Below are 6,985 nucleotides of genomic sequence, written 5' to 3'. Positions count from 1 at the left end.
ATTTGAAAGTGACTAAATTTGATTTTTATCACTTACAACCAATACTTTAATTATCAATTTGACCGACAATCAGGGAGGAATGATGACTTCTCGACAGGTACAACTGGTTGATATTCTTTGCCTTCCAACACTATTACTCACACTTGATCCTAGAGCGCTCTACCAAATTATTACTGAAGCTCGTCATCTCAGTTTATTAGGGCAATTAAAAACAGCCTGTGAGCTTGATGGGATTTGGGATGAGCTGCCGCTATTTATGCAGCAACAGTTAATTTCGGGGTTTCATAGCTTCGAGAAGCAAAAACAAGCCCTAATATTTGAACATCAAGAGCTTAAGCTACAATTTAAAAACGTTTTACCGTCATGGCGTTATATTCGAGGCAGTGCTTTACAATTTTCTGAAATCGAAATGTTTAAAGGTAGGATAAAGAATAATATTGATATTTTGATTTCAGAAAACCATGTCGATGCTGTACTAGATCAGTTACTCAATCATGGTTGGCGCTATAAAAATATCACCGATTATGAAGAAACCTTTTATTGTCGTTGGTCAAATCAAACCATGCCGCTGATCCATAAAGAGCGGCGTACAGAGCTTGCCATTCACTTTCACTTATTACCGAAAACCCTAAAACATAAACTCGATGAAGCGCCATTACTCCATCATCATACCTCACCGATCATCGCCCACCCTGCGACCTTACTCTCACCGGAAACGATGGTCTTGCATCAGGCTATTATGATGTTTAACCAAGTTGATTTTCGTTATGGGTTGCGAGATCTGTACGACTTACACCTCCAATTTACCTATTTTGGTAAGCAACGTCTGTTCTGGCATAACTTGATTCAGCTTCATCAACAGATAGGTAAAGATAATAGCTTATATATGGCGCTTGGGCTGTGCCATGAACTGTTTGCCCTTAAAATTCCTGACGAAATGCTGCAATTTTTAAATCAACATCCATCACATCGATTCATTTTCTGGCTATACAAAGAACGCTTTAGTGAAGTAATGCGAAACGCATTTCCGAAATACCAGAGTGCCGATTATCGCTTTGCCGTGAAGTCACTACGTTTTAGAGGACGGCTAAAACGCATGCCGCTGTATGCTATTCTGCCTCATATTATTAAGACACAAATCATCAATCTCATGCCCCATGAAGAAGACGAAGAAATCATTTATTAAGCATTTTAAAGACATAAAAAAACCTCTTAAACACCTCATGCGATAAGTCGCCAAAGTGTTTAAGAGGTTGAGTACCTAATGTTCGATTAGAACTTTAGGTATTGTTTCATTGAAGCAACGCTTTTCTCGCCAAGACCCGTTACTTTTTCAAGATCTTTCGCTGATTTGAATTTACCGTGTTTTTTACGGTAATCCACGATAGCTTTTGCTTTAGTTTCACCAATGCCAGGTAAAGACGCTGCTAGATCAGACGCTGAAGCCGTGTTTACATTCACCGCTTTAAGCTGTTTCTTCACTGCAGTCTTAGTTTTGGTAGATGACTTTTTAACGTCTGCTTTTTTGCTGTCTAGTTTTGAAGATGTTGCTTTTACATCTTTTTTAACGTCTTTTTTTGCGTCAGCCACTTTAGTCGATGACGCTTTCTTCGCTTTTTCTACTTCTTTCTTGGTCGACTTGCTTGCTGATTTCTTCACCTTAGCAATACAGTCCATTTTCTTTTGCTTATCTGCTTTGTATTTCGTTTCACATTGCTTGATAAGTTTTGTGGTATCTGTTGTTGCAGCTTGAGAGGCAAATGGCAGAATGAACGCCAGCGTTAATAACACCTTTTTAAACATTGGAAAACTCCTTCATAGATAATCCTTTGTAAATTAAAGACTATTAAGCAGCAAAGATAAAATAAAACATCATAAAGTGTTTAAATCAGTGTTTTTTATTCACCTTTAATTTCGAAAAAGTACTGAAAATAGACGACCAAGTATCAGATAGCTCTTACTATCCATCTGTTTTTCATATATAAATCTCTTCATTTGAAAAATCACAAGCTTGTAAGTAACTTATACTTAACCACGATGGCGTTTTGCGACATTGTTGGAATAATTGCAAATATTCACGATGAAAGTACAAGGTTAGATCATAAAATGCCACCTTAGTGGTCAGGTGAGTCTGTTTATTTCACCGTGGTATGATTGCGCTACTGCGTGTAGACAAGGACGATAAATGCAAAACAATATGCTTTTTTACAAAACCTACCCCCATCCAAGTAGCAAAGAGTGGGTAGTCTTTGTCCATGGTGCAGGTGGTAGTTCTGCGATCTGGTTTAAACAAATTAAAGCCTACAAACAGCACTTTAACTTATTGTTATTAGATCTTCGTGGTCACGGCAAATCCAACAACATGTTTAAAGACATGATGGCAAATCCTTATACCTTTAAAAGTGTCACCAAAGACATTGTTGATGTTCTCAACCACTTAAAGATCCAATCAGCTCACTTCGTGGGAATTTCACTTGGGACGATTATTATTCGTAATTTAGCGGAAATCGCGCCTAATCGTGTCAAAAGCATGGTACTCGGTGGTGCTGTGACACGCTTAAATACTCGCTCTCAAATTTTGGTTAAACTCGGCAATTTGTGTAAGCACATTATTCCTTACATGTGGTTATACCGCTTATTTGCTTATGTGGTGATGCCTCAAAAGAGCCAGCGCGAATCGCGTCATTTATTTGTTCGTGAAGCTAAAAAGCTATGTCAGAAGGAATTTAAACGTTGGTTCAAACTCGCCACTGATGTAAACCCTGTCATGAAATATTTCAAAGAGAAAGAGTTATCCATCCCAACACTTTATTTGATGGGTGCTAACGATTATATGTTCATAAAACCGGTGAAAGAGATGGTTGAGCGTCATCGATTAAGCTTTTTAACCGAACTCAAAGATTGCGGGCATGTATGTAATGTTGAAAAACCTGATGATTTTAATCAACACTCCATAGCGTTTATTCATCAACATAAAACCTATTACAGCGCATAAAAAAAACGGCATAACACTCTCAATCTCTGAGTATGAGTTATGCCATTTCTATGACTATGGATTAAACCATCAATTACTTAGAATGTGCTTATCTAAAAATGTCGTTAACTGCTGGGTCACAAATTCAGACTGCTCTAGATTACTAATATGACCGGCTTCTGGGATCAATACATATTCACTACCATCAATTGCGTCATGCATCAATTGCGCTTCTAGTGGTGGTCGAGGTGCATCTTCCATACCAACCATGATCAACGTCGGTACAGTTAATAACTCAATATCATCAAAAGTATCGCGACGACCGAACACCATCTTGCCCACTTGCCCTACTGCAACCGCACGTTCACCTGTAATGCTCGCCAAATGCGCTTTAAAGTTCTTCACGAGTTCTGGCGTATGCTGTTCAGCCTGACGACGGAAGAACAGCGGCGTAATGGCATCAATGATTTCTGTTGGGATCGTTTTTTGCTCCATGATGGTATTTAACATAGCAAAGTATTTTGCATGCAGTACTTCAGGTTCATAACCTAAGAAAGTATCCATCAATACGAGCGCATTAACACGTTGCGGCACTTTTAACGCCAGCTCTGCGCCCCACATGCCACCTACAGACAAACCAATCATTGTGAAGCTGTCAACTTCAAGGTGATCAAGCAGTGCAATCACATCATCTGCATAATCACGTAAAGTACGTGTTTTTGTTGGAGCAGCATCCGCGTCACCATGCGCCCATAGCTCAGGCACGATGCAACGATAATGTTGGCTTAATACTTCGATTTGAGGCTGCCACATTTTACTATCCCATAGATAACTGTGACCAAATACCAATACAGGACCTGTGCCTTGATCTAAGTAGGTTAACTTACGATCTTCAATTACATAACTTTGCATGTATATCCTTATGTGCGTGTTTTTTACACGCTTATTTTACGTTCTCAGTTTCACTTTGATATTTGCTATCAATGATTTTCAATCCTTGACGATAGAAAATCCACGCACAAATACCTGCGGCTATATTACCTAACATCGCCCCTGTAAATAAGCCAGATAATCCTGCCAAATACGAACCTAGCCATAAAATAGGTAGGAAACAAATAAACAAACGCCATGCTGAAATAAACAGCGCACGCATCGGCATCGCCAAGGCATTACATATCGATACCATGATCATACACACACCTAGCGCACCTAAACTAATAGGGACACGGGTTAAATGTAATATCAGCACTTCTTGTACTTTGACATCAGTCGTTAGTAGCGTGCTCAATGGCGTAGCGAGTAAGAAAATGGTGACCGCTATAACAAGCTGCCATAGCAAAACAAAACACACTGCGATATTAATCAGTGTTTTAATCCCTTGTAGATCACGACTCCCTAAACGCTTACCCACCATAGGTGGCATCGACATAGTAAGAGCTAAGACAACAACAATAGAGAAAAATTCTATCCGAGAGCCTAACGCCCATGCGGCAACAGTCGCAGCACCAAAACCTGCTACCAATTTAGTCGCAAGCATAGAGGAAAGCGGTGGTAATAACTGGCTCATCATCGCTGGCGCCATAATATTACCTAGCTCTTTAACTGACTTGCCAATATCAAGCCCCTGCCAATGGAAACTCATCCAACATCGTTTAATGACTAATGGAAAAACCACCAGCATACCAAGAGTAAAAGAAGCAATGGTTGCCCATGCCGCACCATTAATGCCTAATTTGAATGTAAAGATAAACAATGGGTCTAGCACGATGTTAAGTAAACTCGTTACCATCATCATGATCCCTGGCAGCATGGTATTCCCGTTAGCACGGCACAGACTATAGGCAAAATACAACATTGAGCCACACCATGCGCTTGCCAACCATACAGGCCAATAAGTATCAATAATCGGTAGAACGGTTTCCGGTGCATCTAACAAATGCATAATGACATCACGCAGCAACCAGATAACACCACATAGTGCGGCAATACCAATAGCACCTATTAATACCACAAGCCCGCCCAGCTGTTGTGCTCGAAGCGCATCATTTGCGCCTAATACACGAGAAATCAATGCGGTTGTGGCAATACCTAACCCTACTTGCAAGCCTATGACGACCATTTGCATTGGAAGCGTAAAACCTTGTGCTGCAAGAGGAAGGACACCTAACTGACCAATGAATGCGCTGTCTACAAGCTGAAAGCTCATCAGTGACAGCACACCAAATAACATTGGCCATGTCATTGTAAAAAGCTGTTGAGCTAACGCTCGGGTATAAGGAGATATCTTCATGGAAAACTTTACATAAGTGAAAAACAAAAAATCCCCGCAATTGCGAGGATCATTCAGCTAACAAGAGGCTTAGCGGATAACAAGTTTCACTAAATCAGCAGGACGATAATATACAGATTTAAGTACTTTACCTTTACGGATTACTTTACCTTCAAGGTCAACATCCTGCGCACATTTCGCAATAATGTAGTCCCCTTTCGTACTGGCTGTTAAAGTCACGCCTTGTTTTGCGTAAAATGCTTCAGTATCAGCGTATTCATCAGCATTGCGGCATACTTTACTCATGTTGCTTGAATGCACTTCATTCCAACATGCCATAAAATCGATACCTAGACGTGCTGACATTTGCAATAGAATATCAATCAAGTAGCTAATACCGATATTATCTTCTACTTTCTTATCACCAAGATGAACCAAACGTCCCATTAATACATATACAGAATCGACAATTGCATCGGCTTGTTCAACCAGTGAATCGGCTTCTGCTAATTCTGTCATTTCTTCAACGGCAAGAGAGGTATGTAATGCATCCGCTTGTTCATCAAGCGTTTGTGGTGATTCAATATCAAGATCAAACGTGGAACGAAACTCTCTAATATCGCGGTAAAGATGATCGAAAAGAGGTTGGTCTAGCGCTGACAGTTTCATTCGTTTTTCCTTGTCTCAAATTGTAAAAGCCCAAAATCAAAAAACCTTTATCAATGTTCACAATAAAAATTTTTGATCAGACAACGGCACAGCATACTAATCTAATCAGCGTTTAGATACAAAACGTATTATCATTTCATTTTCCAATTGTTGGTAAATGCGCCACTATTTGCACTACTATTCTGAAGTAAGCAACTCGTACACATCAACAAACCGTAACAAATCAACATCATGATATTGCGATATTAATACTTGATTGTTTGTTCAATTAGCCGAAAATCGGCCATAGATTAAATACTCTAATGACTTGGGATACATATATGATTGCCGGACACCGTGGTGCAAGAGCTGTTGCGCCAGAAAATACCTTGGTTTCCATGAAAGCAGCCGCTGATGCTGGCGCAAAATGGATTGAAACCGACACCCAACTGTGTGCTGACTTAATCCCTGTCATTATTCACGATAAAACAGTACGCCGTTGTACGAATGGTTCAGGTAGCGTTCGCCATAAAACCTTAGATGAAATCAAACAACTTGATGCTGGAAGCTGGTTCTCCACTGAGTTTACTGGTGAAACCATTCCAACGTTACATGAACTGCTAGTTGCTTGTGACGAATATGGCCTTAACTTAAACCTTGAAATTAAAGTGCACTACGAAGAAGAAGTTGCATTACAAGTACAAAAGACCATTGAAACTATTAAAAACTATGGCTTTGATCCAGATCGTCTTATCTTGTCGAGTTTCTCTTATAATGCTGTACGACATTGTTTAGAACTGTGGCCTGAAGTACGTCGTGGTTTGATCATTGAAGATTGGGTACCTGATATCAATCGCCTTGATGAAAAGCTTGAGCTATACAGCATTCATCTTGATCATCATTTACTGACTGAAAAATTAGCAAAAGAAATCACTGACGCTGGAAAAGTGCTGCAAATTTGGACAATGAACGATCCCAAAAAAATCACTAAATTCGAGAACTGGGGCGTTTCAACCATTATTACCGATGACCCAGCGCTTTTAATCGCAGCAGCCAATAATTAATAATCTATGAATAAAGCACTTATATACAGG

General features: G+C 39.7%; 7 protein-coding genes. 3 read left to right on the top strand and 4 right to left on the bottom strand.

What is annotated here, in order from left to right:
- The first annotated feature begins 82 nt into the window (after nucleotides 1–82).
- Entirely contained in the window at nucleotides 83–1,186 is a 1,104-nt protein-coding gene (locus tag E5A76_RS16005) for a nucleotidyltransferase family protein (protein ID WP_161119525.1), read from the top strand.
- 86 nt (nucleotides 1,187–1,272) lie between these two features.
- Here E5A76_RS16005 and E5A76_RS16000 read toward each other — a convergent pair whose 3' ends face one another.
- Complete coding sequence (locus tag E5A76_RS16000) at nucleotides 1,273–1,803, bottom strand: ComEA family DNA-binding protein (RefSeq protein ID WP_161119524.1); 531 nt, start codon at nucleotides 1,801–1,803, stop codon at nucleotides 1,273–1,275.
- A gap of 382 nt (nucleotides 1,804–2,185) precedes the next feature.
- Between E5A76_RS16000 and E5A76_RS15995 the strand changes: the two genes are divergently transcribed.
- Nucleotides 2,186–2,995 carry an alpha/beta fold hydrolase gene (locus tag E5A76_RS15995; protein WP_053988966.1) on the top strand — a complete coding sequence of 270 codons (810 nt, stop codon included), beginning with the start codon at nucleotides 2,186–2,188 and terminating at the stop codon, nucleotides 2,993–2,995.
- Between the two features lie 69 nt (nucleotides 2,996–3,064).
- Here the strand turns inward: E5A76_RS15995 and E5A76_RS15990 are convergent, their stop codons facing one another.
- From E5A76_RS15990 to E5A76_RS15980, 3 genes are all read right to left on the bottom strand, one after another.
- A complete protein-coding gene (locus E5A76_RS15990) occupies nucleotides 3,065–3,886 on the bottom strand; it encodes an alpha/beta fold hydrolase (RefSeq protein ID WP_161119523.1) in 822 nt (273 codons plus the stop codon).
- Between the two features lie 31 nt (nucleotides 3,887–3,917).
- Nucleotides 3,918–5,264, bottom strand: coding sequence for an MATE family efflux transporter (locus tag E5A76_RS15985; RefSeq protein WP_161119522.1), 1,347 nt, complete (start codon nucleotides 5,262–5,264; stop codon nucleotides 3,918–3,920).
- A gap of 69 nt (nucleotides 5,265–5,333) precedes the next feature.
- Nucleotides 5,334–5,912, bottom strand: a complete 579-nt coding sequence (locus tag E5A76_RS15980; protein ID WP_053988963.1) for a nucleoside triphosphate pyrophosphohydrolase family protein — start codon at nucleotides 5,910–5,912, stop codon at nucleotides 5,334–5,336.
- A gap of 320 nt (nucleotides 5,913–6,232) precedes the next feature.
- Between E5A76_RS15980 and E5A76_RS15975 the strand changes: the two genes are divergently transcribed.
- Complete coding sequence (locus E5A76_RS15975; protein ID WP_161119526.1) at nucleotides 6,233–6,955, top strand: glycerophosphodiester phosphodiesterase family protein; 723 nt, start codon at nucleotides 6,233–6,235, stop codon at nucleotides 6,953–6,955.
- Nucleotides 6,956–6,985 lie beyond the last annotated feature (30 nt).

The sequence above is a fragment of the Photobacterium lucens genome, assembly GCF_009873615.1.
Taxonomy (GTDB): Bacteria; Pseudomonadota; Gammaproteobacteria; order Enterobacterales; family Vibrionaceae; genus Photobacterium; species Photobacterium lucens.
The sequence above is the reverse complement of the archived record's forward strand: the minus strand, read 5'-3'. Positions and strand labels throughout refer to the sequence as shown.